The 25,666-nt window shown below is 69.1% G+C and carries 26 protein-coding genes; 11 read left to right on the forward strand and 15 right to left on the reverse strand.

The window, feature by feature from the left end; translation table 11 throughout:
* Window positions 1–867, forward strand: an 867-nt coding sequence (locus tag ACWELQ_RS06330; RefSeq protein WP_452395977.1) for an alkaline phosphatase family protein, incomplete at its 5' end; no start/stop codon positions are given.
* A 4-nt stretch (window positions 868–871) separates the two neighbouring features.
* On the opposite strand, the gene ACWELQ_RS06335 is transcribed toward ACWELQ_RS06330, so the two are convergent.
* Both ACWELQ_RS06335 and ACWELQ_RS06340 read right to left on the reverse strand, forming a co-directional pair.
* Window positions 872–1,360 carry a carboxymuconolactone decarboxylase family protein gene (locus tag ACWELQ_RS06335; RefSeq protein WP_452395978.1) on the reverse strand — a complete coding sequence of 163 codons (489 nt, stop codon included), beginning with the start codon at window positions 1,358–1,360 and terminating at the stop codon, window positions 872–874.
* Window positions 1,357–2,430, reverse strand: coding sequence for an NAD(P)H-dependent amine dehydrogenase family protein (locus ACWELQ_RS06340; RefSeq protein ID WP_452395979.1), 1,074 nt, complete (start codon window positions 2,428–2,430; stop codon window positions 1,357–1,359). The genes ACWELQ_RS06335 and ACWELQ_RS06340 overlap by 4 nt, the downstream gene beginning before the upstream one ends.
* 57 nt (window positions 2,431–2,487) lie before the next feature.
* Between ACWELQ_RS06340 and ACWELQ_RS06345 the strand changes: the two genes are divergently transcribed.
* Window positions 2,488–2,979: a nuclear transport factor 2 family protein gene (locus tag ACWELQ_RS06345; RefSeq protein WP_452395980.1), complete on the forward strand. Its 492-nt coding sequence runs from the start codon at window positions 2,488–2,490 to the stop codon at window positions 2,977–2,979.
* Between the two features lie 102 nt (window positions 2,980–3,081).
* Window positions 3,082–3,444, forward strand: coding sequence for a DUF4189 domain-containing protein (locus tag ACWELQ_RS06350; protein WP_452395981.1), 363 nt, complete (start codon window positions 3,082–3,084; stop codon window positions 3,442–3,444).
* Between the two features lie 46 nt (window positions 3,445–3,490).
* Here ACWELQ_RS06350 and ACWELQ_RS06355 read toward each other — a convergent pair whose 3' ends face one another.
* Both ACWELQ_RS06355 and ACWELQ_RS06360 read right to left on the reverse strand, forming a co-directional pair.
* Entirely contained in the window at window positions 3,491–4,222 is a 732-nt protein-coding gene (locus ACWELQ_RS06355; RefSeq protein WP_452396001.1) for an NADPH-dependent F420 reductase, read from the reverse strand.
* Complete coding sequence (locus ACWELQ_RS06360) at window positions 4,219–4,545, reverse strand: ArsR/SmtB family transcription factor (RefSeq protein WP_452395982.1); 327 nt, start codon at window positions 4,543–4,545, stop codon at window positions 4,219–4,221. The genes ACWELQ_RS06355 and ACWELQ_RS06360 overlap by 4 nt, the downstream gene beginning before the upstream one ends.
* Window positions 4,546–4,656: 111 nt before the next feature.
* On the opposite strand from ACWELQ_RS06360, the gene ACWELQ_RS06365 reads away from it, so the two are divergent.
* Window positions 4,657–5,907, forward strand: coding sequence for an MFS transporter (locus ACWELQ_RS06365; protein WP_452395983.1), 1,251 nt, complete (start codon window positions 4,657–4,659; stop codon window positions 5,905–5,907).
* An 89-nt stretch (window positions 5,908–5,996) separates the two neighbouring features.
* Here ACWELQ_RS06365 and ACWELQ_RS06370 read toward each other — a convergent pair whose 3' ends face one another.
* From ACWELQ_RS06370 to ACWELQ_RS06380, 3 genes are read right to left on the reverse strand one after another with little or no spacing between them, the layout of a single operon-like run.
* Window positions 5,997–6,956, reverse strand: a complete 960-nt coding sequence (locus ACWELQ_RS06370; protein ID WP_452395984.1) for an isopenicillin N synthase family dioxygenase — start codon at window positions 6,954–6,956, stop codon at window positions 5,997–5,999.
* A 13-nt stretch (window positions 6,957–6,969) separates the two neighbouring features.
* Window positions 6,970–7,419 carry a nucleoside deaminase gene (locus tag ACWELQ_RS06375; RefSeq protein WP_354851255.1) on the reverse strand — a complete coding sequence of 150 codons (450 nt, stop codon included), beginning with the start codon at window positions 7,417–7,419 and terminating at the stop codon, window positions 6,970–6,972.
* Window positions 7,420–7,424: 5 nt separating this feature from the next.
* Entirely contained in the window at window positions 7,425–8,813 is a 1,389-nt protein-coding gene (locus tag ACWELQ_RS06380) for a purine-cytosine permease family protein (protein WP_452395985.1), read from the reverse strand.
* Window positions 8,814–8,932: 119 nt separating this feature from the next.
* Between ACWELQ_RS06380 and ACWELQ_RS06385 the strand changes: the two genes are divergently transcribed.
* The 3 genes from ACWELQ_RS06385 to ACWELQ_RS06395 all read left to right on the forward strand — a co-directional run bounded on the left by ACWELQ_RS06385 (window position 8,933) and on the right by ACWELQ_RS06395 (window position 10,924).
* The gene (locus ACWELQ_RS06385; protein ID WP_452395986.1) at window positions 8,933–9,775 is read left to right on the forward strand and encodes an SCO6745 family protein; all 843 of its coding nucleotides are present in this window, start codon (window positions 8,933–8,935) and stop codon (window positions 9,773–9,775) included.
* A 131-nt stretch (window positions 9,776–9,906) separates the two neighbouring features.
* Window positions 9,907–10,485, forward strand: a complete 579-nt coding sequence (locus ACWELQ_RS06390; RefSeq protein ID WP_452395987.1) for a type IV toxin-antitoxin system AbiEi family antitoxin domain-containing protein — start codon at window positions 9,907–9,909, stop codon at window positions 10,483–10,485.
* Window position 10,486: 1 nt separating this feature from the next.
* Window positions 10,487–10,924: a nucleotidyl transferase AbiEii/AbiGii toxin family protein gene (locus ACWELQ_RS06395; RefSeq protein ID WP_452395988.1), complete on the forward strand. Its 438-nt coding sequence runs from the start codon at window positions 10,487–10,489 to the stop codon at window positions 10,922–10,924.
* On the opposite strand, the gene ACWELQ_RS06400 is transcribed toward ACWELQ_RS06395, so the two are convergent.
* On the reverse strand, window positions 10,867–11,433 hold the full coding sequence (locus ACWELQ_RS06400) for a TetR/AcrR family transcriptional regulator (protein ID WP_452395989.1): 567 nt from the start codon (window positions 11,431–11,433) through the stop codon (window positions 10,867–10,869). The two genes, ACWELQ_RS06395 and ACWELQ_RS06400, sit on opposite strands and share 58 nt — an antisense overlap.
* Before the next feature lie 77 nt (window positions 11,434–11,510).
* On the opposite strand from ACWELQ_RS06400, the gene ACWELQ_RS06405 reads away from it, so the two are divergent.
* Window positions 11,511–12,002: a cupin domain-containing protein gene (locus tag ACWELQ_RS06405; protein WP_452395990.1), complete on the forward strand. Its 492-nt coding sequence runs from the start codon at window positions 11,511–11,513 to the stop codon at window positions 12,000–12,002.
* Here ACWELQ_RS06405 and ACWELQ_RS06410 read toward each other — a convergent pair.
* From ACWELQ_RS06410 to ACWELQ_RS06430, 5 genes are all read right to left on the reverse strand, one after another.
* The gene (locus tag ACWELQ_RS06410; RefSeq protein ID WP_452395991.1) at window positions 11,967–12,539 is read right to left on the reverse strand and encodes a methyltransferase family protein; all 573 of its coding nucleotides are present in this window, start codon (window positions 12,537–12,539) and stop codon (window positions 11,967–11,969) included. The two genes, ACWELQ_RS06405 and ACWELQ_RS06410, sit on opposite strands and share 36 nt — an antisense overlap.
* Before the next feature lie 126 nt (window positions 12,540–12,665).
* Window positions 12,666–13,880 carry an FAD-dependent monooxygenase gene (locus ACWELQ_RS06415; RefSeq protein WP_452395992.1) on the reverse strand — a complete coding sequence of 405 codons (1,215 nt, stop codon included), beginning with the start codon at window positions 13,878–13,880 and terminating at the stop codon, window positions 12,666–12,668.
* Between the two features lie 140 nt (window positions 13,881–14,020).
* Window positions 14,021–16,876, reverse strand: a complete 2,856-nt coding sequence (locus ACWELQ_RS06420) for a BTAD domain-containing putative transcriptional regulator (RefSeq protein ID WP_452395993.1) — start codon at window positions 16,874–16,876, stop codon at window positions 14,021–14,023.
* A gap of 135 nt (window positions 16,877–17,011) precedes the next feature.
* Window positions 17,012–17,602 carry a hypothetical protein gene (locus tag ACWELQ_RS06425; RefSeq protein ID WP_452395994.1) on the reverse strand — a complete coding sequence of 197 codons (591 nt, stop codon included), beginning with the start codon at window positions 17,600–17,602 and terminating at the stop codon, window positions 17,012–17,014.
* A gap of 50 nt (window positions 17,603–17,652) precedes the next feature.
* Window positions 17,653–19,317 (reverse strand): PucR family transcriptional regulator, encoded by a 1,665-nt coding sequence (locus ACWELQ_RS06430; protein WP_452395995.1) that lies wholly within the window; start codon window positions 19,315–19,317, stop codon window positions 17,653–17,655.
* Window positions 19,318–19,397: 80 nt separating this feature from the next.
* Here ACWELQ_RS06430 and ACWELQ_RS06435 point away from each other — a divergent pair, with 80 nt between their 5' ends.
* Genes ACWELQ_RS06435 through ACWELQ_RS06445 form a run of 3 tightly spaced genes read left to right on the forward strand, consistent with a single transcriptional unit; the run spans window position 19,398 to window position 23,784 of the window.
* Window positions 19,398–20,888 carry a CoA-acylating methylmalonate-semialdehyde dehydrogenase gene (locus ACWELQ_RS06435; RefSeq protein ID WP_452395996.1) on the forward strand — a complete coding sequence of 497 codons (1,491 nt, stop codon included), beginning with the start codon at window positions 19,398–19,400 and terminating at the stop codon, window positions 20,886–20,888.
* 11 nt (window positions 20,889–20,899) lie between these two features.
* On the forward strand, window positions 20,900–22,282 hold the full coding sequence (locus tag ACWELQ_RS06440; protein ID WP_452395997.1) for an aminotransferase class III-fold pyridoxal phosphate-dependent enzyme: 1,383 nt from the start codon (window positions 20,900–20,902) through the stop codon (window positions 22,280–22,282).
* Window positions 22,283–22,284: 2 nt separating this feature from the next.
* A complete protein-coding gene (locus tag ACWELQ_RS06445) occupies window positions 22,285–23,784 on the forward strand; it encodes a gamma-aminobutyraldehyde dehydrogenase (protein WP_452395998.1) in 1,500 nt (499 codons plus the stop codon).
* A 58-nt stretch (window positions 23,785–23,842) separates the two neighbouring features.
* Here the strand turns inward: ACWELQ_RS06445 and ACWELQ_RS06450 are convergent, their stop codons facing one another.
* Complete coding sequence (locus tag ACWELQ_RS06450; RefSeq protein ID WP_452395999.1) at window positions 23,843–24,397, reverse strand: pyridoxamine 5'-phosphate oxidase family protein; 555 nt, start codon at window positions 24,395–24,397, stop codon at window positions 23,843–23,845.
* On the reverse strand, window positions 24,397–25,666 hold a 1,270-nt coding region (locus ACWELQ_RS06455; RefSeq protein WP_452396000.1), incomplete at its 5' end, for a phytoene desaturase family protein. The genes ACWELQ_RS06455 and ACWELQ_RS06450, both read right to left, overlap by 1 nt.

A 25,666-nucleotide genomic window follows, 5' to 3' on the forward strand; every position in this document is an offset into this window, starting at 1 on the left:
TACCAGCCGGGTGACCTCGACTTCTACGCCAAGGCTGCGCCCGCGTGGACGGTGTGCGACAACTACTTCTCGGCGATCATGGCCGAGACCTTCCCCAACCGCTGCTATCAGCATGCGGCGCAGACCGACCGCATCCACAACTCAACGACCGTCTCGACCCTGCCGACCATCTGGGATCGACTGGCGGCGGCAGGAATTCAGGGCCGCTACTACTTCCACGACGTGCCGTTCCTGGCGGCGTGGGGCACGAAGTACCTGTCCATCAGCCACCTGTTCTCGACATTCCTCGACGATTGCGCGGCCGGGACGCTGCCTGCGGTCTCGTTCGTGGACCCGAAGTTCCTCGACGAGGCAACCGGCACCTCGGCCGACGATCATCCGCACGGCGATATCCGGGCCGGGCAGGCGTTCCTGAACCAGGTGTATCAGGCGGTCACCAAGAGTCCGGCCTGGTCCCGCACGATGCTGATCATCAACTACGACGAGTGGGGCGGATTCTTCGACCACGTGCCGCCGCAGACCGCGCCGGACGCCAATCCCGCCTGGGGACTGCGCGGATTCCGGGTGCCGTGCCTGGTGATCTCGCCGCTGGCGCGGCGCAAGCACGTGGCGAGCGAGGTGTACGACCACACGTCGGTGTTGAAGGCCATCGAATGGCGTTGGGGGCTGCCGTCATTGACGCCCCGGGACGCGGCCGCCCGCAATCTCGCCGAAGTGCTGGACTTCAGCGGCGCACCGAATCTCGATGCGCCGCACTGGGATGTGCCGGGCGTGACCTCGCAGCGCTGCACGTCGTCGGTGGTGGCCGACTTCGAACAGTGGACGGGTCTGCGCAAGGTGGCCGAGGCGGCGGGCTGGAAGTTCTGAACGGCTACTGCGCGCTGTGGCCGGGCAGCACGCAGACCGCGTCGAGGCCCAGCACGTGGTTCAGGCGGCCGAAGGCGAGCCAGGAGCCCAGGCACATGGACAGTTCCACGATCTCGGCGTCGGTGTAGAGCTTCTTCATGCGCTCGAAGAACTCGTCGTCGAGGGCGTGGTGGTCGAGGGCGTACACCTCGGCGTATTCGGCGGCCATGCGGGTGCGGTCGTCGAAGTTCTCGGTGGTGCGCCAGTTGGTGACATCGTCGGCGAAGGACTCCTCGACCTTCTCGCCATTGCGATCGGTGCGCCAGTCCAGGCAGAACAGGCAGCCGTTGATCTGGGCGATGCGCAGCCGCGCGGCCTCGAATTCGCGCAGGCCCAAGGTGGAATGGGAGTAGACGGCGAGGGAGAAGTTGGAGGCGGCCACGCCGATGCCGGGGACCATTTCGCCCCACACGTAGCCGATCGGGTCCTTGCCCTCGGGAATGTCGATGATCATGATGCGCTCCTTCCGAGCGTGCCGAAGGGCAACGGGACATCAAGGGCGTCGTAGAGACCGGGCTCCGCGTCGGCCAGCCACGGGATGGCGTTCACCAATCTGCCTACGGCCGTGGCGTTTCCGCCCGCCGAGTGATTGCCGTCCTCGTCGGTGGCCTGAACGGTGATCTCGATGCGCGGCCGGCCCTCGATCAGGACGCGGTGCGCGCCCGCACCGCTGGGTGGCTGCGGCCAGTCCGGCGCACAGCTCGCGTGGATGCGGGTGACGTGTTCGATGACGATGCGCGGGCTGCCGTCGACGATGCCCTGCACCTCGAAGCGGACCGCGCCCTGGGTGCCCGCCTCGAACTTGCCCATCAGCTCGGTCTCGACCGTGTCCTCGAGGGCGCGGCGTTCCACCACTTCGCGAATGTCGGTGAGCGCCACACCGAGTCCGCGGGCGATCATGCGAATCTGCCCGCCCCACACCATGGTCGGGATGGTGGGCGCGAGCATGGGCGGCTGGTAGTCCAGGGGCTGGCCCATGCCGACCAGGTAGCGGACCGAATCGGGCTGGTCGTAGGTGGTGTAGTCGAAGATCTCCTGGCAGCGCAGGACGTCCACGGTGCTGCCGAGGCCGCTCATGAGCAGCGGCAGGATGTCGTTGCCCCAGCCGGGATCGATGCCGGAGACGAACAGCGCGCCGCCGCCCTCGGTGACGGCCGCCTGGACCCGGTCGCGCAATTCGGCCGGGGCGCTGCGGTGGTCGTAGAGCGCGTAGAGCGCGGGGGTGACCACGACCGCGCCGGTGCGCAGGGCGCGTTCGATATCGGCGAGGGCGTCGTCGGGGCGGATGTCGCCGGAGGCGGCGTACACCACGGCCCGGGGGCCCGCGGCCAGGGCGGCGTCGACATCGTCGGTGGCCGCGATCCCCAATTCGGTGTCCAGCCCGGCCAATTCGCCGGCGTCGCGGCCGACCTTGGCGGGGTTGTGGACCAGGACGCCGGTCAGGTCCAGTCCGGGATGGGCGGCGACGGCCCGGATGGCGGCACGGCCGACGTTGCCCGTGCCCCAGACCAGGGTGGAAATCATGAAAATGAACGTAGCAAATGCTTGGTAGGTTGATGTCCGATTCGGCTACATTGCGGTATGGATTTCGAAGCACTCGAGGCGATTCGCACACTCAAATACCGCTACCTGCGCAGCCTGGACCTCAAGCAGTGGGACGAGTTCGGGGACACGCTGTGCACCGACATCGTCGGCTCCTACGGTTCCCCCTCCGGCGGGCTGCCCGCCGAGTTCCACGGCCGTGAGCAGATCGTCGAGTTCATGCGCAACGCGTTGAGCGCGAACATCATCACCGTGCACGTCGCCAATCACCCGGAGATCACCGTCGACGGCGACACGGCCAGCGGCAGTTGGTGTCTGGAGGACACCGTCATCGCCGCCGACTACGGACTGCTGATCCGCGGCGCGGCCTACTACCACGACACCTACCGGCGCGAGGACGGCGTGTGGCGCATCGCGAGCACCGGCTACCAGCGCATCTACGAATCCAAGATGTCCACCGGCGACTTGCCCGGCTACGCGCTGACCGCCAATCGGTGGGCCCCCGACGCGGCCGCCGACTCCCATCGCTGACGCGCGCGGCAAACCCACTGCGCCCGAGCGGATCCGCGCGGTTAACGCGTGATCGAAGACCGTCGATCATGAGTGCGACATTCGATCAACGCTAGGACGAACATGCGCAAGACCCTGCTGGCCCTGTCCGGAATCACCCTCGCCACCGCCGCCGTTCTGCTGCCCGCCGCCCCGGCGCAGGCCGCGAGCGGTGCGTGGGGCGCGATCGCGGTGTCCGACAACGGAGATCTGGGCTGGGCCTGGAACTACGACACCGAGGCTCAGGCCAACCAGGCCGCCATCGACAAGTGCGGCGAGGCCAGTTGCTCCGTCATCACCACGTTCCCCAAGTGCGGGGCGGCGGCCTTCTCCAACTCGATGAACAAGTACACCGGCGGCTTCGGTGACACGCCCGCCGCCGCCGAACAGAACGCCGAATGGTACGGCGACTCGGTCATCGTCCGCGCTGCCATCTGCAACGACTGACCACTCGACCGGGCGACGGCCCTGACACCGCCGCCCGGTAGATATTTCAGCGCTCGGCGGCGTCGACCGCCTTGCGGATGGTGGCGGCGTCGGCCGGGACGGCCGGGTGTTCCCAGAACGGCTCGGTAGTGGCGTAGGGCTTGCCGTAGACCGGGGTGTCGGGCTGGGTGCGCCAGCTGTCGGCGAGGGTGCCGATGTCGAGGGTGTCGTAGCCGAGGGTGCTGAGCAGTTGGGCCACAGCGGCTTTCGCTTCGGCGTCGTCACCGGCGATCGGGAGGGTGGTGCGGTCGGCGGCTCCGGCGGGGCGGGCCAGTTCCGCGAGGTGGCGGAAGAGGATGTTGTTGAACGCCTTCACCACGCGTGAGCGCGGCAGATGCCGTTGCAGCAGTTCGGAACTCGTGGCGGTACCCGCCGCCAGATCGGCGAACTCGCCGTCGCGGTCGGGGTAGTAGTTGTTGGTGTCGATGACCACCTTGCCGACCAGCGGATCCACCGGCACCTGCTGATACGCCTTCAGCGGCACCGTCACCACCACGATGTCCCCCGCGGCGGCGGCCTCGGCGGGCGTGGCGGCGCGCGCCCGCTCCCCCAGCTCCGACACCAGTTCGGCCAGCGACTCCGGCCCCCGCGAATTGCTCAACACCACATCGATCCCCGCCGCCACGGCCAGCCTGGCCACGGTGCCGCCGATATTGCCACTCCCGATCAATCCAAGTGTCGTCATGCCCGCACCCAACACGACACGCTTCGGCCTTGTTCCCGCTCTGCCGGGTCTCAGGCTTCGACCGGGAGGGCGGACGCGGCGGTGAGGGCGGCGTCGAGGACGCCGGGGAAGCGGTCGTCGAGGTCTTCGCGGCGGAGGCGGACGAAGCGGTTGCGGCCGTCCTGGCGGGTGGTGATGAGGCCGGAGTCGCGCAGCACGCGGAAGTGGTGGGACATGGTGGATTTGTGGACCTCGATGCCCTCGGCCGCGGCGGCGCAGGCGTGTTCGGCGTCGTCGGCCAGGGCGGCGAGCAGGCGCAGGCGCACCTGATCGGAGAGGGCGTGCATGACGGCGACGAATTCGATGTCGCCGGTGGCGGGTTGGGGCAGGTACCGCATGGCGTCACCCTAGCAACTGTTGGATTGTTTGACATCCATCGAACTGTCTTCATAGTATGACGAACGTCAAACTAATGCGGGTTCCCGCTCACCCTGTTCGAGGAGTCTCGGGTGAATTCACGACTGATTACGTTGGCACTGGGCACATTCGCCATCGGCATCGACGCGTTCGTCACCGCCGGACTGGTCACGCCGGTGTCGGACGATCTGGGGGTCTCGACCTCCGCGGCCGGGCAGCTGGTCACCGTCTTCGCGCTGTCCTACGCGGTGCTGTCGCCGATTCTCGCGACCGCCACCGCCCGGTTGTCGCGAGAACGGGTGCTGCTCATCGCTTTATCGCTGTTCGTCCTGGGCAATGTGGTGACGGCGCTGGCCGGAACCTTCGCGCTGGTGCTGGCCTCGCGGGTGATCGCGGCGGCGGGCGCGTCCATGTACACGCCGAACGCGACGGCCGTCGCGGCCGCGCTCTCCCCGCCGGAGCGACGCGGGCGCGCGATCTCGGTGGTGATCGGCGGGCTCACGGTGGCCACCGCACTGGGCGTGCCGATCGGCACCTGGATCGGCGGCGCGTTCAGCTGGCGGGCCACGCTGTGGCTGGTCGCGGCACTCGGCGCGCTGGCACTGGCCAGCGTCGCGGCGGTCATCCCCGCCGTACACCTGCCCGCGCCCGCGCGGCTGCGGGAACGGCTACAACCCTTGCGCGACAAGACGATCGCCACCGGACTGCTGCACGCGGTCCTGCTGTTCGGCGGCATGTTCACCGTGTACACCTACCTGGCGGCGGCCATGCACTCCGCGACCGGCGGCAGCACCGGGCGATTCACGATCCTGCTCTGGATCTACGGCCTCACGGCCGTGGTCGGCAGCACCCTCGGCGGCCGACTGGTCGACCGGCTCGGCTCGAGGCGCATCATGCCGCTGACCTTGATCGGCGCGGGTGCCGTCCTCGCCCTGGTCCAGGTCTCCGGCCAGCACTTCCCCACCGCGATCGCCTGGTGCATCGCCTTCGGCATTCCCGGCTGGATCTGGGCTGTGGCACAACAACATCGGCTGGTGGAACTCTCCCCGCAAGGTTCCCCGCTGCTACTCGGCCTCAATGCATCGGCCCAGTACTTCGGCATCGCGCTCGGCGGCGCAGCAGGCGGCCTCGGCATCCAATGGTGGGGCGCGGGATCACTCGGCTGGATCGGCCTGGTCCTGGTGGCGGGCGCGCTCGCGCTACTCACGATCAGCCTGCGCGGATCGGTGCGGAGAAACGTTGCCGCGCCTGCGGTCCCGCCGACAGCCGACACACCGCCCGCCGCCCCAACCGCGGCCCCTGCCACGGGCACAGCGACTACCCCCACCGCCGCGACCGCCTGATGGGGATCGCCCCCACGGCCGCCGTCCTGCGACGGCCGTGGGAACTCGCCGGAAAGTCTGTGGCCGAAGGGGATTCGGGCGGGTCGAGGTCAGCCGAGGGTGATGGCGTCGAGGCGGGTGCGGAGGAACTCGGCGGAGATCACCGGGGGTTGACCGCCGATGCGGCCGATGGGTGGCTCGAGGGGTGTCACCCGGGCGTCGTGGTCGAGTTCATAGAAGTAGATGAGGGAGACCAGGTCTTCTTCGGGGGCGGAGGGCTGAGGTGGCAGGACGCGGTGGCGGCCCGCGGGCCAGCGCTGGCCGCTCCAATAGGCCAGCAGGTCACCGATGTTCACGGTGAGGGCCGTCGGGTCGTGGGGTGCGTCGGCCCAGCCGCCGTCGTCGGTGAACACTTGCAGGCCGCCCGCGCCGGGTTCGCGGTCCAGGACGGTGACGGTGCCGAAATCGGTGTGCGGGCCGATGCGGAACTGGCCGGGCTCGGGCGCGCCGACCTCGGTCAGCGGCGGGTAGTGGTTGATATTGCAGGTCCAGGTGGGACGGCTGGCCAGATCCTGGAAAGGGTTGCGCGGCAGGTCGAGTGCGGCGGCGAAGAGGGCGAGCAGTTCGTCGGAGAGGGTGCGCATCGCCGCGGTGTAGGCGAGGAACAACTCGCGCAGTTCGCTCACCTCGGCGGGCCACACGTTCTCGAGGAACCACACCTCGTCGACCAGGTCGTCACCGGTGTGGGTGTCCGCGCCGATCGCGAAGGTCTCCTTGAGATCCGGCGGGGTCTCGGTGCCCTCGGCGTAGCCGTTGGCCTCGAGCCCGGGACCGATCCAGCCGCGACCGCCGACGGAGACCGCGTAGCGCTGCTTCACCTCCGGCGGCAGCGCGAAGAATCGGCGGGCCGCCGCGCGCAGGTCGGCCGGAAGTCCCTGCGGCACACCGTGTCCGCGCACCAGCAGGAAGCCCGCGCGCTGCATGCCCGCGTCCACCTCGCGCAGCACCCGGGCGGCCGTGGCGCCGCCCGCACGCCACTCGTTCAAGTCGACGGTCGCGATCGCGTTCATCACGCCACTCCACTCATTCGGCCACCCCGATGTCCTCGTTCCAGAGTTCCGGTCGTTCCGCGATGAAGCGGGTCATCATGTCGACGCACGCCGGATCGTCGAGCACGGTGATCGAAACACCGTGCGCGGCAAGCCAGTCGTGGCCGCCGGTGAAGGTGCGGGATTCGCCGACGATGACCGCGCCGATACCGAACTGGCGGACCAGGCCGCTGCAATACCAGCACGGGGACAGCGTGGTGACCATGATGGTGTCGCGGTAGTCGCGGCGGCGGCCCGCATTGCGGAAGGCGTCGGTCTCGGCATGCACGCTCGGGTCGTCGTTCTGAACCCGGCGGTTGTGGCCGCGGCCCAGCAGGTTTCCGGCGCTGTCGAACAGCGCCGCCCCGATCGGGATGCCGCCCTCCCGCAGCCCCAGTTGTGCCTCGTCGTAGGCGGTGACCAGCAGATCCTGTGCATTGATCATGCCGATCATGCTGCCACCGCCTGCCGGGAAATCCGGGACCGGTTGAGCAGCAGGTAGGCCGCGCCCGAGAGCAGGAAGCCGACGAAGAAGGTGATGTCGCCCAGTTGCGGCAGCGCCTTGGCGACCGCGCCCACGAACTTCTCCTGGTTGGAGAACAGCACGACCGACACCACCAGGCCGATCAGGAAGGCCGCCACCCCACCCCAATTGGTGTGCGCGCGATCGTAGAGCAGATGGTCGACGCGCTGCCCGCGGCGCAGATACTCGTCGGCGAACACCACGCCCAGCCACGGGCCGATCCAGTACGCGACGATGAGCAGGAAGCCCTCGTAGCTGGCCGCCGCGTCCGGCAGCGCCCACCAGGCGACCAGGAATCCCAGCACCCCGAAGGCCGCCGACACCAGCGCGCGCTGGGCGCCGACCGAGAATTTGAAGCCCATGGTCACGAACGCCATCGCGCCCGAGTACACATTGAGCGCGTTGGCGGCCACCGCGCCGACCGCGATGGCCAGCAGGGTCAGATCCTTCAGCGGCGTGGACAGATTCGCGGTGAACACGTCGGTCGGGCTGCCCTCCGCGGTGCCGGTCACCGTCGCGGACGCCGCGCCCAGCACGGTCAGCCACACGCAGGACAGGAACAGTCCGGCCGAGGCGTAACCGCCGGTCGCCAGGCGGGAAGCCGAGACGGGCAGGTAGCGGGAGTAGTCCGCGGCGTAGGGATTCCAGCCCGCGGCGTAACCGAACGCGGTGCCGACGGTGAGCAGGAAGCCGCCCATTCCGCCCACGCCGCCCGCGGGTGCGGGCGCGCCCAGGTGCGCCTTGCTGAAGATCACCACGGTGACGATGGCGAACACGATCGCCAGCAGTGGGAAGGCGATGCGCTCCACCGCCTGCACCAGATTGTGGCCGAAGAACGCGAAGGCGGTCTGCACCACCACGATCACCAGCAGCGCGGTCAATTTCGGCATGCCGGTCAGGGAATTCAAGGCGAACGCGCCGCTGACGGAGTTGGTGGCGAACCAGCCGACCCCGCACATCACCGACATGAACGCCGCGGGCAGCGCATTGCCGCGATAGCCGAAAGCCAAGCGGCCCAGCACCATCTGCGGGACACCGTGCAGCGGGCCGCGCGCCGAGAGCAGATAGTGCGCGACCGCGCCGATCCCGGTGCCGACCACCAGGCCGAGCGTCGCCTGCCAGAAGTTCATGCCGTAGGCGGTGACGGCGAGCACGCCGACGAAGACGGTGGCGAACTCCATGTTCGGGGACATCCACGTCCAGAACAGTTTTCGCGGAGTGCCGTGGCGGGCGTCCTCCGGAATGTAGTCGTCGCCGCCGGGCTCGACGGCGATCACGCGATCCCCGTAGCCCGACCGGGTGTGCGTCTCGGTCATGGGAGGAATTGTGCGGTCCCCAATGTTGCCGGGACATGAAACCGGGTTACCAGTAGATACCAACTACGCACACCGGATCTGGCTTCAGTTCGGTCAACTCAGTGGATAGGGTGGGGCGCATGGACAATGCGTTCGCTCGCGACATGTGGCGGGTGCTGGAACCGCTGCACGCCGTCACCTACTTCGCCGCCGACTGCCGGGCCGCCAACAAAGCCGTTGGCCTGCGCGGATATTGGATGGGGTACTTCGCGGCGCGCTCGGCTCCGCTGGGGGCGGTGGGGCCGTCGGTGGTGGAGGCCACCTTCTACAACTTCCATCCGGACATGATCCGGCGCGCGATTCCGGACGCGTGGGGGTTCGCCACGCCCGACGCGGTGATCGCCACCCGCACGATCGCGGCGGCCGCGGTGCTGCGGGCCGTGGTGCCCGACATCGTCACCGTGGCCGCGCGGGTCCTCCCGCATCTGCACGCGGCCATCGATGCCGCGCCCGCCTCGGGCCGTCCGCTCTTCGCCGCCAACCGCGACCTGCCCACCCCCGGCGATGCCGTGCACGCGCTGTGGCAGGCCGCCACCACCCTGCGCGAGCATCGCGGTGACGGGCACGTGGCCTGCCTGCTGTCGGAGGGCATCGACGGCTGTGAGGCACACGTCCTGTTCTCCGCCTCGACCGGCACCCCCGAACAACTCTGGCGCGACAACCGCGGCTGGAGCGACGCCGACTGGCAGGCCGCCCGCGACCGCCTCGTCCACCGCGGCCTGCTCGACCGCGACGGCGTCACCGACACCGGCCGCGCCCTGCGCGACCACATCGAATCCCGCACCGACGCCCTCGCCATGACCGCCTACCGCGACCTCCCCGGCATGGTCGAAACCCTCTCCGTCCTCACCCCCGCCGCCCGCGCGATAGTCCGCGCCGGCGAAGTCCCCTACCCCAACCCCATGGGCGCCGACCCGGCCTGACCCACCAGCCGTGGATCCCAATATCCCAAGCCATGACTGGCATGAGCGTAGGCTCTAACCCTACGGAGGTGACAGTCATGGGCCAGACGGCCGCCAGAGTCCCATCGGCGCTCTTGCGACGGCCGATCAGGGTGCTACGACCGCGTGACGCCGCCGGAATCTACGCGCATCCACGGCCCGAGTTCGCCCGCCTCACCGAAGCCGGTGCACTGCACCGCATAGCGACCGGGTACTACGCGGCCGTGCCCGACGATCGCATCGGGCAAGCCTGGATCCCGGAACTCGAACCCACCGCCCTCGGTATCGCCGCCGCTGACGAGGGCATCGAAACCGTCGCCCTCATGGGTCTGTCGGCAGCGCGGGTGCACGGAGGGATACCGCGCGCGCTCGGAACGGCGGTTGTCGCAGCCGCCCGACACCGTCCGACCCTGCAACTCGCGGACCGTACCGCCACCGTGTTCTTCGTCCGTCGAAACATAGGGACGCTGGATATCGAACGACACCGGTGGGAGCTGGGAACCGGTTGGATCACCACCGTCGAGCAAACGATCCTCGACCTGGCAGCCCGCCCCGACCTGGGCGAACTCCCAGCCGAGGCGGCCACCGCCGTGCGCGCCCTACTACCCCGCGCAGACCACGCCCTGCTCACCGACCTGGCCGGCAGACAACGCCGCAAAGCCACCCTCAACCGACTGCTCGGAGCCGCATGACATGCTCACCGACCACGAGGAACAAACGGTCGCAACCCAATTCGGCGTCTCACCCGCCCAGGTACGACGCGACCACCTGATCTCACACCTGCTGAGTGCCGTCCTCATGAGCCCCGACGGAGTCCTGGTGCGCATCCAACTGCTCGGCAGAACCGGCTATCCGGCTTGGCCGACGGAGCGCCGAGAAATGGTGCAGCGCTACGCCGATGCACCACCGGCAGAGCTGCTCGTCCCCACCGTGCCCGCGTTCGCGGCGTGGAAAACTGCCGCATGGGCTGACCGTGCCGCGTCCCGTGACCTGTTCGATCTGAAGTTACTGGACGATATCGGCGCGATCGATCGCGAAGCCGCTGTTGATGTCGGGTCGTTGCCGGAGGGCATTCAGGGGCGCAGGCCGTCGATCGTCAGGTTCAGGAGCCGACGCCAGTCGTCGCCGTGACGGATGGTCGCCGACAGTGCGCCTACGATCAGGTAGACGTCGACGGAAGACAGGTCCGCGCGCACTGCGCCTGCCGCGCGGTCTGATTCGATGAGGTCATCGATGGCCTCGGCGAGGCGGGTCAGGGTTTCAGCTCGGGGCTCGCTGCCTCGGGAGTGGCGGGTGGATTCGATGGCTGCGGACAGGCCGCTGTCGGCGGCGAGGGTTTCGCCTACGTGGGTCAGGTAACGGGTGAGCTGGTGGCCGGGGGCGGCCTGTCGGCATTCGGTGCGGGCGTAGTGCTCGATGGCGGCGAAGCGGTGGGCGGCGGCGGCTTCGACGAGGTCGGCGCGGGTCGGGAAGTGGCGGTAGACGGTGCCCATGCCGACTCCGGCGGCACGGGCGACGTCCGGTAGTTGCACGCGATCACCGTTCTCGGCGAACAGGTTTCGGGCCGCCTCCAGAATGCGGTCGCGATTGCGTGAGGCGTCCGCGCGGGGCTTGCGGGCGGACGAGGAGGGGGTTGACACTCGGGCTCCTTTGCGGCCTACACTCGAAACGGAATCGGATTCCGGTTCCGTTTCTTGATTGTCGAAAGGGTACCACCATGTCCCGCAATCGTTTTCTGCTGCTCGAGCCCGGCACGGCCCGCCCCGGTCGGGTGCCGCTGCCGCCCGCCTTCGCCGTGAAGGCCGCCACCGCCGATACCGAGGGCCGCTTCTCACTGCTGGAAGTCACTCTCGCCCGGGACATTCCGCGTCACACCCATCACGTCGCCGACGAATCGATCTACGTGCTCGACGGGGTCCTCGAGGTGGAGTTCGACGATCGTGTGGTGCAGGCGGCGGCTGGAATGTTCGTGCTACTCCCCCATGGGGTTCCGCATGCTCTCCGCCGCGGGTCCACGCCGCCGCCGCGCGTCCTGCAGATCTCCTCGCCCGGCGGCTGGGAGTGCTATCTGGAGGATCTCTTCGAAGCGGGTCCGGCGGTGCTCACCGACGGCGCGCTCGACCCGGACAAGATCAACCCCGTGGCCGCGAGGTACGAGATCACCTACGAGCGTTCAGTAGAGGCCGGGGACCAGGCGCTTGGTGGTTAGGCGGTAGGTCTCGTAGGGGGCGCCGAGGGTTTCGAGGAGGGTTCGTTCCTCCAGGCGGATGCGGCGCAGGAACGCGTAGACCGGGACGATCGTGGTCAGCAACAGGGAGAGGTAGTTGGCGGAAGCGATGCCGAAGCCAATGGTGACCAGCAGGACACCCGTGTAGGAAGGGTGGCGGATCCAGTGGTAGGGACCGTTGCTGATGACCGGCTGGTCGGCATCGACTTCCACCGTGGTACGGAAGTGCTTGCCCAGCACGGTGATCGCCCAGATCCGGACCGCCAGGCCCAGCCACATCAGAGCGATGCCCGCGACCTGCCACCCGACCACCGGGCCGGGGAAACGCAGCGGGCTGTCGGCGGGCAGGAAGATGCCGGTGAAGCTGGCCACCGTCATCGCCGCCGCGACCAGCAGCATGATGGCGAGCCTGGTGCCGCCGTCACCCGCCGTGGATCCGGTGCCGCGCAGCCGGTCCCGCACCCGCAGGCCGATCTCGAATGCCAGCCACACCCAGGTGGTGTATACGGCGATGGTCACGTCCAGCCTCCAACGTCGGATTCGTTCGAGATTCCCATCCAACGGGACCGGCGCGCATCCGGGATCCACCCGGAGACCGATAACCCGCCGCCCCGGGTCAACCCCGGGGCCGAGATCGGGGTGGGCTCAGTACGTCTGGAGTCGAATGGCGTTGGCGGCCTTCTCGATCGGCTTGATGATGGGGCGCAGGGCCAGGCCCTTCCACGGCATCCAGCGCAGCATGCGCATCATGGTCAGCTGCATCTTCAGCGCCTTGGGGTCGCCCGCGACCATCTGGGTGGCGTTGTTCCAGCCGAGAGTGAGGTTCTCCTCGACGTACTCGCGCATGCGCTCCTGGTAGGCGGGGAAGGCGACCCGGTGATCGCCCGCGGCGGCGCGCAACTCCCCCGCCAGCACGTACGCCCCGACCAGCGCCATGCTGGTGCCCTGGCCCGAGAGCGGGGAGGGGCAGTAGGCGGCGTCGCCGACCAGCGCCACCCGGCCGGAGGTCCAGTGCTCGAGGTGGATCTGGCTGACGGTGTCGAAGTAGAAGTCCGGCGACTCCGGCATGGCGGCCAGCAGGTCGGGCACGACCCAGCCGCTGTCGGCGAAGGCGTCGGCCACCAGACGCTGCTGGGCGGCCACATCGCGGCGGTCGGGCAGCTGCTCGGGGGCGGGGAAGATGAACTGCGCCTTGGCCGCCGAGTGGTGGGTGCTGTACACCTGCGCCACCTTGCCGGGGGCGGCGTGGATGAGTTCCCAGCGGTCGAGGTCGAGGGTGTTGGGCACCGAGATGACGCAGGCGGCCATGCCGGTGTGGCGGGCGAACTGCTCCTCCGCGCCGAACACGCTGCGGCGCACCGTGGAATGCATGCCGTCCGCGCCGATCACCAGATCGAACACCTGCGGAGCCGCATTGCGGAAGTGCACCTCGACGCCGTCGGCGTGCTCGACCAGCTCGGTGATCGCGTCACCGAAGCGGTAGTCGACGCCGTTCTTGGTGGCGTCGAACAGGATACGGGCCAGGTCGCCGCGCAACACCTCGTCGTCGCCGGGCGAGCGCATGCCGATCACATCCGGACCGAGCGTGGCGACGGGCTTGCCTGCCTCGTCCACCCAGGAGCCGCCGCGGATATCGGTGGACGCCTTGCGGATCTCCTCGCTCAGGCCCATGCGGTCGATGACGTCCATGGCCACGCCGCGGATGTCGACCTTGTAGCCGCCCTCGCGCAGAGCCGGAGCCTGTTCCACGACGGTGACGCTGAAGCCGTACTCCCGCAGCCAGAAGGCGAGAGCCGGGCCGGCGACGGAAGCGCCGGAGATGAGAACGGTCTTGTTGGCGAACTGCTGTGTGCTGGTCATGACACAAACCTTCGCCGGAGGGGCTCACCGAACCCTCACCGTCGACTCACCGACGCTCACCGAGCCTCTGAACTGCGACAGGACCCTCGCACAGCCGCCGCGAGCGCCCGGCTCACCCCGAGAACGCCTGCGATTCGGTGTCAGTCCTTCCCCAGCGATGCGAGTCCGGCCTGGGCCCGCTCGTGCGCCTCGACAACGTTGGGCGAACCGGCGGCCGGGATGTCCAGCGCGGCAGCGTAGTAGCGTCGCGCGGCCTCGAAGTCCTCGGTGCGCGCGACATCGCCCAGCCCGCGCAGCGCACCGGCGTACATGTCGATCGCGCCGGTGGACCGCGCCAGGTCGGCTGCCCGCTGATAGTCCGCGCGCGCCGCTTCGACATCCCGACCCGCATCCGCCGCTCCGAGCAGGATGTCACCGCGACGGGTCAGCAGGTCGGCCATGTCGGCGGCCCAACCCAATTCGGCGTTCACCGCGACGGCGTCGTCGATGAGGGCCAGCGACGCGGCGCGGTCGCCGCGCTGCTCGGCGACGACAGCCAGTTTGTCCAGGGTGGCCGCGATCGCCCACCGGTCGCCGATGGCGCGGAAACCCGCGAGCGCGGCAGCGAATTCGGGCTCCGATTCCTCGGCGCGACCGGACATGAGCAATCCCATGCCGTCTCCCATCCGAAGAAACGCCTGCGACCAGGCGTCCGGCCCGAACAACCGGCGCAGGTCCGCAGGATCGCCAGGCAGCATGCCGCCCGCCATGGCCAGCAGCAGCACCAGATGCGGTTGCCGCAGTGGACATTCCACCGCCACGATCCCCGCCGCCGCCCGCTCGGCCTCCGCGACGAGATCACCACGCCCACGCCCCGCCACGGCCACGCACAGGGCGTACCGCTCCGCCTCGACCCCGCTCCCCACCCCCGCGACGTCACCCACGTCGGAACGATGGGGTGGGGCCAGTTGCGGCAGTAGGCGGGTCGCGAGGGTGGGGGCGTCGCCAGGGCGGCCTGTGAGCCACCAGTACCAGGCTTGGGCGGCGATCAGGCGAGCCGCCAGGTGCGGAGCCTCGGTGGCGGACCAGCGCAGGGCGGACTGGAGGTTGTCGTGGTCGGCGGCGAGCAGGCAGAGGTGGTCGAGTTGGGATGCTGTGCGCAGCAGGGGATCCGAAGATTCGGCGAGGGCCGTGAAGTATTCGGCGTGGGCACGTTGGGTGGTGGCGTGGTCACCGGATTCGAGGGCGCGGGCACGGGCGAATTCTCGGATGGTTTCGAGCATGCGGTAGCGGCCCGCGGTGACGTCGAGAAGGGACTTGTCGGCGAGATCGGCCAGGAGGTCGTCGATCTCGTCCAGAACGTCGCTGCCCTCCAGAGCGTCGCTGCCAGCCAAAGCGTTGCGGCCCTGCAGAGCATTGCGGCCCTCGAAAACGTCGCCGCCTTCCATCGCGCCGCCGCCGTCTGGGCCGCAGACGTGCCGGACGGCGGCCGCTGTCGCGCCTCCCGCGAAGACCGAGAAGCGCTGGGCCAGTAACTGTTCGGCGGGGTCGAGGAGGTCCCAGCTCCAGGCGACCACCGCTTGCAGGGTTTGGTGGCGGGGTTCGGCGGTGCGGTCGCCGCGGGCCAGTAGGCGGAAGCGGTCGGAGAGGCGGGCGTCGATCTCGGGGAGGTCGAGGGTGCGTAGGCGGGCGGCGGCGAGTTCGATGGCGAGGGGCAAGCCGTCGAGGCGGGCGCAGATGCGGGCGACCATGGCGATGGTGCCCGCGTCCGGCACGAAGCCGGGGCGGACGGCGGCGGCGCGGTCGGCGAAGAGGCGCACGGCGGGGGCCGACAGCTGCTCCGCGAGGGCGGAATCCGCTGGGGCCGTAGGTAGTTGCGGCACCTGGAACAACGTTTCGCCGGTGACGCGCAGCGCCTCCCGGCTGGTCGCGAGAATGCGCAGGCCCGGGCAGGCGGTCAGCAGCCGGTGGGCGAGCCGGGCGACGCCGAGCACCACCTGCTCGCAGTTGTCGAGAATCAGTGTCTGGGGACGATCGGTCAGCATGGCGATCAGCTGGGCTTCGGGGTCGCGCGGGCCGGTGCGTTCGGACAGGTCACGACCGCCCAGCGCGTTCGCGACGGCCGCGGCGACGTGCGAACCATCCAGCAGCGCAGCCAATTCGACGAAGCACACCGCACCGCGCACCCGACCGCCCGCCGCCAGCGCCAGGCGCGTCTTCCCCGTCCCGCCCGGCCCGATCAAGGTGACCAGCCGCGAGGTCGCGAGCAGTGGGACCAGTCGCGCCAACTCCGCCTCGCGCCCCACGAAGCTGGTGAGCGGTGTCGGCAACCGCCGATTCGACGCTCCCGCAACCTCATCCGCGCGCAGGATCAGCAGATGGGCGTCCGTCAACTCGGCGGAGGGATCGGCCCCGAGTTCCTCGGCGAGCAGCCGCCGCCCCTCCTCGAAGGACTCCAGCGCCTCGGCCTGCCGTCCCGCCGCATACAGCCCGCGCATCAACAACGCCCGTGCCCGTTCCCGAAGCGGATGCGCCGCAACAATGTCCGACAGCACCGCCGTGACGGACTCCGGCTCGCCCACCGCCAGTGCCGCGTCGGCCCGATCCTCCTCCACCGCCAACCGCGCCTCCGCCAGCCGCGCGGCCGCTTCCTCAGCGAACGGCGCATCCCGCACATCGGCCAGCGCGGGCCCCCGCCACAACCCGAGCGCCTCCTCCAGCAGCGTCACCGCGGCAGCGGGATCCCCCTCCCGCAACGCCTTTCGCCCCAGGTCGGCCAGCCGCGCGAACCGCAGCGCGTCCACCGCTTCCGCCGCCACCGCCAATCGATAACCCGCCCCGCTGGATTCGACCCACTCCCCCTCCCCGCCCCCGCTCCGCAACGCCCGCCGCAACCGCGACACCTGCGACTGCAACGCATGCCCGGCATCCCCCGGCGCCCCCTCCCCGTACAACTCCTCGATCAGCCGCTCCCGCCCGACCACCCGCCCCGCATCCAACGCCAGCACCGCCAACAAGGCCCGAACCTGCGGCCCCCCAACCGGAAACGGACCCCCATCCGCCCGCCGAACCTCAACAGGCCCCAAGATCCCGAACTCCACCACCCGGCCAGTATGCCCGGCCCGACCTGCTGCGGCGGCTCGTGGCTGCGGCTACGAGCCGCCGCCGCAGTCGTCGCAGGAGGGTGGGGCGTCCGGGCCTTGGGTCCACAGCACCATGTCGTCGGTGAAGTTGTCGAGTTGGTTGGGGAAGGCGATGGTGGCTTCCATGGGCTGGCTGTGCTGATACGGAGCGAGGTACAGGGGAGTGTTCTCGCTGAACAGATTGCAGGTGGCGAAGCAATAGCCGGGCGACAAGGCGGTGCGGTTGGCGCCGCCGATCATGAACACGGTCTGGGGTCCGCCAGCGGGGACGGGATGGGTGTACAGAGGGGTTCCGAAGGCGCCGCCTTCGAACTCCAGGCTGTGCCCCAGGCCGCTGACCAACTGAATGAAGTAGTAGTTGCTGGGAAGGGAAACCGGAATCTGATTCCAGCGCTGAGCCGGCACGATGTAACCGTCCGAGCCGTGACTGCACGGCTGCAACTGCGGGGTCAGGTTCGCGCCACGGTCGGTGAGGCACTCGTTGTAGAACACATTGCGTAAGTACTGCCCCGAGGGGCTGGGCTTGGCGGCGGCCGGAGCGGCCGCGACAGCCAGTGCCGCGCACAGGGCGGGAAGCAGGGCCGCCGATTTGAATGTCATGGCGACACGCTGCGCCGCTGCCCTTTCAAAGGGATTACAAGTTGGAAAGGTCAGTGGTTCGCCCGAGCGGGGAGCAGGTCTCGGATGAGCAGGGCGGTGTGGAGGGAGGTTCGAGTCTCGCCGTCGTCGAGGTCTACGGCGAGGATGCGTTCGATGCGAGCGAGGCGGTCGTAGAGGGTGGGGCGGCTGATGGTGAGGCGTTTGGCGAGTTCGGTTTTGTTGCCGGCCAGGTCGAGGTATTGACGCAGCGTGGCGGTGAGATCGGTGGAGTTGCGGATGTCGTGGCGTAGCAGCGCGCTGAGTTCGGTTTCGGCGAAGCGCTGGACACCGGGCTCATCGCGGATGAGGGCGAGCAGGCCACGCAGGCGGATGTCGCCGCTGCGGTAGTAGGGACGGGGGCGGGACGGAGCCAGGGCGAGCGCCACTTCGGCGACGTGGGCGGCGTGGGCGAGTTCGCGAGCGGTGTCGAGCAGCGAGTCCGAGGCGTGGCCCGCGCCGATGACCGCGTGCCGGACGCCTGCCACCCGGCGGATTTCGGCGAGCATGGCGGTGCAGACCGCGGTGAGTGCGGTATCGAGGTCGCCGCCGCGAGAGATGGCCAGCAGCAGGATGATTCGGTTGCCGTGCTCGGGAGCGGCCAGGGCGGTCGCCTTGGCCAGGGCGATGCCGTGCTGAGCGGCGTCGAGCAGGGCGGCGGTACGGCGTTGCTGCGCCACCGGATCCGATGCGGACCCGCCCTCGAGTTCGGCGACCGCGAAATCCACAGCGAGAGGGACATATCGAGCACGACGGGCGAGACCGAGTGCCGCGGCCAAGGCGACGGCGTCGCGCTCATCGCCGAGGCGGCCGGTGACCATGTCGTCGATGAGCCCGGTCTGCGCCTGCCGGTGCAGGCCGAAGCGGTCACGCTCGATCATGCGGTGCAGCGTCAAGGTCTGCGCCGCCCGCTCCAGCACCATCCGGGCGCGGGCGGTCGACACTTCGGCGGCGCCGGAGACGGATTCCGCGCCGCCGTTCGCGGGCGAGGCGAGTGCCGGGCGGAGGATGAGGCGGCCCCAGGGCTGGGTGTGCGGGCCCACCGGGACGACGTTCGGGTCGGTGTCGGGCAGCAGGCGGGAGACGTGCTCCCACTGTTCGAGCAGGGCGGGGGTGCCGGTGTGGCGGGCGGTCAGAGCCAGGACGCGGTGGGTGAGGTCCTCGAGGACGATCGAGGTGTCCAGCATTCCGGCAGCGGTCTTCACGATTTCGGCGAGCGAGGCGCGGCGGACGCTGAGGGCGGTGAAGGTTTCGTGCACGGTGCGGGCGAATTCGAGTTCGTCGTACTGGTCGGCCACGATCACGCGGTGCACCGCCTCGGTGATCTCCACGAACCGCACCACACGATGCAGCGCGACCACGGGCATGCCCAGCCGGTCCGCCGTCGCGGCCACGATCGGCGGTAATTCCCGCAGGTAGGTGCCCAATTCGACGACCAGCCCCGAAATACCGGCCGCGGCCAGCGATTCCAGGTACGCGACGGTGGCCGCGTCGGAACCGGCCAGCGCCTGCCCGGTGGTGAGGATCAACTCCCGCCCGACCAGCAGTTCGGCGACCTCCGGCAGCTCGCTCACATGCACCCAGCGCACCGGCCGATCCAGCGAGCCGCCGCCCGCCAGCTCGGGCCGCCCGGCCTGCACCACGGGCATGGCTACGATGTCGGCAACGGTGAGGAGCACCGACGAATCGTAAAACGAAGCTCGGAATCGCGCACACAATGTCGGGGCCCAACCGGCGGGTAGTGGCGCAGAGTATGGGCATGAACACGATCGGACACTGGCTCGACGGCAAATCCTTCGCCGGTTCGAGCACCGCGAGCGCCCCCGTCACCAACCCTGCCACCGGGGTGGTCACCGGCCAGGTCGCGCTGGCCTCCGCGGCCGATGTGCGCACGGTCGTCGAGGCCGCCGTCGCCGCCTTCCCGGCCTGGCGCGACGCCTCCCTGGCCCGGCGCACCCAGGTGCTGTTCCGCTTCCGCGAGCTGCTCAACGAGCGCAAGGAGGAACTGGCCGCGCTCATCACCGCCGAACACGGCAAGGTGCTCGCCGACGCGCTCGGCGAGGTCACCCGCGGCCTGGAGGTGGTGGAATTCGCCTGCGGCATACCGCATCTGCTCAAGGGCGGCTACACCGAGAACGCCTCCACCAAGGTCGACATCTTCTCGGTGCGCCAGGCGCTGGGGCCGGTCGCGATCATCTCGCCGTTCAACTTCCCGGCCATGGTGCCCATGTGGTTCTTCCCCCTCGCCATCGCGGCCGGGAACACCGTGGTGCTCAAGCCGAGCGAGAAGGACCCGTCGGCGTCGCTGTGGCTGGCCGAACTCTGGCAGGAGGCCGGACTGCCCGACGGCGTGTTCAACGTGGTGCAGGGCGACAAGGTGGCCGTCGACGAACTGCTGGAAAACCCCGCGATCAAGGCGATCTCGTTCGTCGGCTCGACCCCGATCGCCAAGTACGTCTACGAGCACGGCACCGCCAACGGCAAGCGGGTGCAGGCGCTGGGCGGGGCGAAGAACCACATGGTGGTGCTGCCGGACGCCGACCTCGACCTGGCCGCCGACGCCGCCGTCAACGCGGGCTTCGGCTCGGCGGGCGAACGCTGCATGGCCATCAGCGCGCTGGTGGCGGTGGGCGAGATCGCCGACGACCTGGTCGCGCGAATCAACCAGCGCGCCACCACCATTCGAACCGGCGACGGCACCCGCGGCACCGATATGGGCCCGCTGGTCACCAAGGCGCACCGCGACAAGGTGGCGAGCTACATCGCGGCGGGCGAAACCGCCGGGGCCACCGTGGTTCTCGACGGCCGCGCCATCGACGCGGACGGCGCGGCCGACGGATTCTGGCTCGGCCCCACCATTCTCGACCACGTCACCCCCGACATGAGCGTCTACACCGACGAGATCTTCGGCCCGGTGCTCTCGGTGGTCCGCGTCGAGACCTACGACGAGGCGATGGCGCTGATCAACGCCAACCCCTACGGCAACGGCACCGCCCTGTTCACCAATGACGGCGGCGCGGCACGACGCTTCCACAACGAGGTGGAGGTCGGCATGGTCGGCATCAACGTCCCGATCCCGGTGCCCATGGCCTACTACAGTTTCGGCGGCTGGAAGAACTCCCTGTTCGGCGATTCCCACGCGCACGGCACCGACGGCGTGCACTTCTTCACCCGCACCAAGGCCGTCACCACCCGCTGGCTCGATCCCAGCCACGGCGGCCTGAACCTCGGTTTCCCCCAGAACCAGTAAGGACGCGCGCCATGACACTGCCCAATGGTCTGACCCCCGAGGCGGCCCGCGAGAAGGCCGCCCGCGCCTACGAATTGGACCGCCAGCACGTCTTCCACTCCTGGTCGGCGCAGAAGTCGCTGAACCCCATGGTGATCACCGCCGCCCAGGGCAGCTATGTGTGGGACGGTGACGGCAACCGGCTGCTGGACTTCTCCTCGCAGATGGTGAACACCAATATCGGACACCAGCATCCGAAGGTGGTGGCCGCCATCCAGCAGCAGGCGGCCACGCTGTGCACCATCGGCCCGGCCTACGTCAATGACGCCCGCTCCGAGGCAGCGCGGCTGATCGCCGAACGCACCCCCGGCGAGCTCGACCGCGTCTTCTTCACCAATGGCGGCGCGGACGCGGTCGAGCACGCGGTGCGCATGGCCCGGCTGCACACCGGACGCTACAAGGTGCTCTCGCGCTACCGGTCCTATCACGGCGGCACCGAGACCGCGGTCAATCTCACCGGCGACCCCCGCCGCTGGCCCAACGACCACGGCAATACCGGGACCGTGCACTTCTTCGGGCCGTTCCTGTATCGCTCGCAATTCCACGCCACCACCGAGGCGGAGGAATGCGAGCGGGCGCTGCAGCATCTCGAGCAGACCATCGTGTTCGAGGGGCCCAGCACCATCGCCGCCATCATCCTGGAGTCGGTGCCGGGCACGGCCGGGATCATGGTGCCGCCGCCGGGCTACCTGGCCGGGGTGCGGGAACTGTGCGACCGCTACGGCATCGTGTTCATCGCCGACGAGGTGATGGCGGGGTTCGGGCGCACCGGAAGGTGGTTCGCCATCGACCATTTCACCGATGGACACGGTGCGGGTGTGGTGCCGGACCTGCTGACCTTCGCCAAGGGCGTGAACTCCGGGTATGTGCCGCTCGGTGGCGTCGCCATCGCACCGCACATCGCGGCGACCTTCGATGACCGCGCCTACCCGGGCGGGCTCACCTACTCCGGGCATCCGCTGGCCACGGCCGCCGCCGTGGCGACCATCAACGCCATGGCCGAGGAAGGCATCGTCGAGAACGCCGCCGACATGAGCGACCGCGTGATCGGCCCCGCCCTGCGCGAACTGGCCGAACGGCACCCGAGCATCGGCGAGGTCCGAGGGCTGGGCGTGTTCTGGGCGATCGAACTGGTCCGTGACCGGGATACCCGCGAACCCCTCGCCCCTTACGGCGGGACCAGCCCGGCCATGACCGAGACCGTGGCGGCGGCCAAGGCGGCCGGACTGCTGCTGTTCGTCAATTTCAACCGCCTGCACGTGGTGCCGCCGTGCACCATCTCCGAGGCCGAGGCCAAAGAGGGCCTGGCCATTCTCGATCACGCGCTGACCGTCGCCGATGGGCATACGGTGTGAGCGTGACCGATCAGCCGCAAGACCAACAGTTGCAATACATCGGCGGCGCACGGCAATCCGGTTCGGGTGCGCCGCTGACGATCACCGCACCGGCCACCGGTGACGAGATCACCACGGGAGCGGGAGCGAACGCCGCCGACGTGGAGCAGGCCGTGGCCGCCGCCCAGGCGGCCTTCCCCGGCTGGGCGGGACTCACGCCGGGCGCGCGGTCGGACCTCATGCACGAGTGGGCGCGGGTATTGCGTGCTCGCGCAGACGAATTCGCGGCGGCCGAAAGCGTCAACGCGGGCAAGCCGATCCGGCTGGCCACCGAGTTCGACGTGCCCGGCACCATCGACAACACCGCGTTCTTCGCCGGGGCCGCACGGCATCTCGACGGTAAGGCGTCCGGCGAGTACTCCGGCGACCACACCTCCTCGATCCGCCGGGAGCCACTCGGCGTGATCGGGTCCATCGCGCCGTGGAACTATCCATTGCAGATGGCCGCCTGGAAGATCCTGCCCGCCGTCGCCGCGGGAAACACGGTGGTGCTCAAGCCTTCCGAGCTGACTCCGCTCACCTCGCTGCTGTTCGCCGAGGCCGCCACCGAGGCGGGCATCCCGCCCGGCGTCATCAACGTCCTCACCGGGACCGGTGCCGAGGCCGGCCAGCCGCTGGTGGAACACCCTGCGGTGGCGATGGTTTCGTTCACCGGCTCGACCGCTGTGGGTAAGCGCGTGGCCGCCACGGCCGCCGGTGCCGTCAAACGGGTGCACCTCGAACTCGGCGGCAAGGCTCCGTTCGTGGTGTTCGACGACGCCGACCTCGAGGCCGCCGCCCGCGGCGCGGTCGCGGGCGCATTGATCAATGCCGGTCAGGACTGCACCGCCGCCACCCGCGCGTACGTGCAAAGACCCCTGTTCGAGGAATTCGTGGGCCGGGTCGCCGAGCTCATGGACCAGGTCCGGCTGGGACCGGTGCAGGATCCGGACACGGATATGGGTTCGCTGATCTCCCGCACGCACCGCGACCGGGTGATCGGCATGGTGGAACGCGCCCGCGAATCCGGCGCGAAAATCGTGCGCGGCGGCCGCATCCCGGACCACACCCCGGACGCGGGCGCGTACTACGAACCCACGCTGATCACCGGCGCGGAGCAGCACTCGGAGATCGTGCAGCAGGAGATCTTCGGCCCGGCCCTGGTGGCGCTGCCCTTCGACACCGATGACGAGGCCATCGCGCTGGCCAATGACACGCCCTACGGGCTGGCCGCGTCGGCGTGGTCACGCAGCGTATTCCGCACCCAGCGGGCGGCGCGCGAAATCCGGTCGGGCTGTGTGTGGATCAACGACCACATTCCGATCGTCAGCGAAATGCCGCACGGTGGCTACAAGGCCTCCGGCTTCGGGAAAGACATGTCCGCCTACTCCTTCGAGGAATACACGAACGTCAAACACGTCATGTCCGACATCACCGCAGCCGCCCGCAAACCCTGGCACGAGGTGATCTTCCGCGCCGACTGACAGCGGCCGACTGACAGCGAAAGCCCCTCGGGACCGATCCCGAGGGGCTCCACGCGGTTCAGCCGCGGCGGCGGTGGGTGTAGTAGGGGTGAGTGGTGGTCAGGGTGCGGCCGTCGGGGCTGAAATCCAGGAGGACGCGCCAGAGTTGGCGGACTCGGTGGTCGGACCAGAGGCCCTTGACGGGGTGGATTCGGTAGAAGACCTGTTGACCTTGGTCGGGGAGTTTGATGTTGGTGTAGAGGGAGGTGTCGGCCAGCCAGGGGAATTGTTCGAGGCTGAGCTGGACGACTCGTTGGATTTCGGCCGGGTCTGTGACCAGGGTGGCGCGGCCTTGGATCTGCACGGAGCGAATGTCGGCGCGGCCCGCGTAGCCGTCGGGCGGGAAGTAGCTCGCCACATAGCTGACGTTCGGATTCTGTTGCATGTGAGCGTGTTTGCGGTTGGATTGGAACGTGTGCACATAGGCGACGAGGCCGTCCGCCGCGATGTGCATGGCCGAGGTGGAGGGTAGGCCCTCCGCGTCGACGGTCGCGAGGGCGGCGAGTTGCTCGGTGCGGAGCAGGTCGCAGATCGCTTCCTGGATCTCGGACAGGGTCGGTTCCACGGTGGCCATCAGACCGGGAAGCTCAGGCCGAGGTCCGCCAGTACGGCGAAGGCCGCCGCTCGCGCGCCGCCGGTGACGCCCTGGCCGGGGTGGGTGGAGGGGCCGACGAGGTAGAAGCCCTCGGCGGGCAGGCGGTAGCCCATGTTCGGCAGCGGGCGGAACCCCATGAACTGGAACAGTTGGCAGCCGAAGTGGCCCGCGTCGCCGTCCACCCATGCCTCGTTGTAGCGGGCCATGTCGAGGGGGCTGTGGACGACGCGGGAAAGCACCTGGGCGGCACCGATATTGGTGGTCAGCTCGCTGAAGGTGGTGAAGACCTGATCGAAGATCTCCTCCTTGCGGGCATCCCAATCCCCGTCGGCGAGCTCCATGGGGGCGTAGCCGAGCAGGTAGAGGGTGTGGTGGCCGTCGGGGGCGCGGGTGGAGTCCCAGCGGGTGGCGGTGGAGACCGTCGGGATGGTGTGCACCGGCTCGCCGTACTTCAATTGATCGAAGGTGCGCAGCAATTCCGGCAGCGGCAGAGTGATCTCCTGGAACCCGGCCTCGGTGACCTCGGGTCCCGCCCGGAACTCCGGCGGCTCGCTCAACACGAGATGACCCGCCACCAGCCGGAAGCTGGCCGATTTGATGCGATCGACCTTCCGCTCCCATTCGGCGCCGAAACGATGCTCGACCATGGCGGGGATCTGCTTGATATTGATATCGGCCAAAACCGCACGGCGAGCAGTGAATTCGGTGCCGTCCGCGCAGCGCACACCCACCACCCGGTCGCCCTCGAAGCGGAACCGCTCGACCTTCATCCCGGTGCGGATACTGCCCCCGCGCGCGGTCAAGGCCGCCGCGAGCGCGGTCGACAGCGACTGCGATCCGCCGACCGCCAGACCCATGCCGTACCGGTGGATGAACGGCACCATCAGCAGCAGGAAGGCCCCGGTGCCGCCCTCGTCCGGCGCGACCAGCAGTTCCGACACCCAGCGCACCAGGGCGGCTTTGACTTTCGGGTGCTCGAACCACTCGTTGCAGACGTCGAGATAGCTCATCATGAGCACCCGCATGGTCTCCCGGCCGATGTCGGACTGCTCCAACTGGGCGAAGAGCGCGCCCAGCGGTGCGGGCGGGACGAACAGGGAAGGCAGCAGCTGATCCAGCAGCGGACTGGCGAATTCGTAGAAGCGCAGATAGTTCTCGGCGTCCACCGGGGAGATCCGCGCGATGGTCTCGGCCGTCTTGTGCACATCGGAGTAGAAGGCGATGAAATCCCCGTCCGGGAACACCACC

This window comes from Nocardia sp. NPDC004722, assembly GCF_053601505.1.